This window comes from Enterobacter sp. CGMCC 5087 (assembly GCF_003144775.1).
GTDB classification, from domain to species: domain Bacteria; phylum Pseudomonadota; class Gammaproteobacteria; order Enterobacterales; family Enterobacteriaceae; genus Enterobacter; species Enterobacter cloacae_M.
The window spans coordinates 1-1567 of sequence record NZ_QFXN01000170.1 but is presented as its reverse complement, the minus strand read 5'-3'; the positions used below and the strand labels follow the sequence as shown (position 1 = coordinate 1567).

Genomic DNA, 1567 nt, shown 5'->3' with positions numbered 1-1567 from the left:
GGGTCGCAGGTGTAACTCATTGAAATGGACTCCGGTAGGTTATCGTTCATAACCATTACCGGTGTCGTAAAAAAATACTGACCGTCACACCTGATTCGATATACTGCCCGGGTACGTCCCCTTGCGGGCTGTAACAACGAGGCAAAACATGACGACTGCGCATGCCCCCGGATACCACTCGCCGGCACTCCTGCAGGTAAGCCATTGTTTTCTTTTCCCAGCCCTGCTCATGCTAACGCTGAGTCACACCACGCTGGCGGCAGATAGACGCCATGTGACGGAGCCGACTTTGCCCGGCGCAATCTGCACCACGCTGACACCACCTGCGGAGAACCTGCAGACAGCGCTGAACCACTGCCACCGCGGAAGCACGGTCCGTCTGGCGGCAGGCTATTACCCGAGTGGCCCGCTGCGCATACCTGATGGCGTCTCGCTCTGGCTTGATAAGGGCGCCATACTGGCGGCATCACGCAATCCACGGGTTTATGATCGCGGTCAGCAGCGTTGCGGCACGCTCGACGCTCAGGGAGAGGGCTGCCGTCCGTTTATCCTCATCACGGGGACCGGCAGCAGTATCGTCGGTGACGGTATCATTGACGGACAGGGGGGGCAGACAATGACCGGCAGCAGCGAGACCTGGTGGGCACTTGCGCGGCGCGCCCAGGCAACCGGGCTTAAGCAGAATGTGCCCCGGCTGATTGAGGCAGACCACGCCCGCGACATCACGCTCTACCGCGTGCGTTTACGCAATGCGCCGGGTTTTCACCTCGTGATAAAACAGTCCACCGGGGTAACGGTCTGGGGTATCACTATCGACACGCCGGCCAGCGCCCGCAATACCGATGGTATTGACCCCATCTCATCATCGGATATCACTGTCGCCCATAGTTTTATTCGCACCGGTGACGACAATATCGCCATCAAGGCCGGCAGTGGCGGGCCGGCACGGTACCTCTCCATTCTCAGCAATCACCTCTACGCCGGGCACGGAATGTCTGTCGGCAGCGAAACCCGGGGTGGTGTCAGTGACGTGCTGATAAAAGACCTGACGCTGGATGGCACCACCTCAGGACTGCGCATCAAAAGTGATCCCAGCCGTGGGGGACGGGTGGAGCGTGTTGATTACCAGAACATCTGCCTGCGACACAACCGCAGACCCGTTGACATTGATACCCGCTACGATATCCATGCCAGAGGCCATGACATCCCGGTGTATCGGGCTATCCGGCTCCGGCAGGTGAGTGGGGAGGAAGGCAAACTGGTGATAAAGGGCTACGATCCCCTGCACCCGGTATCCGTCAGTCTGGATGGCGTCCGTTTCAGCGCCGGTGCGCAATGGCAGGTGGAAAATGCGCAGATCCACGTCGGCCATGGCGGCGTATCCCCGGCCCCGCTTGGTATACCAGCCTCTCCCCCGATTCAGGCGCAGCAATGCGACTGGGAGCCGTTTCCGGAAACCGGGAGACCATAATGTCGTCTTCCGGTATGCAGCTGGCGGAGTGCAAAGGGTACAGCAGAAAGCATTAGCCACACTGCGTTGATATCGCTCTCACGCCGATCTTATTTT

1 protein-coding gene is annotated in these 1567 nt (G+C 59.4%); it reads left to right on the top strand.

The features are described 5' to 3' along the window. The first annotated feature begins 229 nt into the window (after positions 1-229). Positions 230-1471, top strand: coding sequence for a glycoside hydrolase family 28 protein (locus DEO48_RS15355; RefSeq protein ID WP_181367016.1), 1242 nt, complete (start codon positions 230-232; stop codon positions 1469-1471). Positions 1472-1567 lie beyond the last annotated feature (96 nt).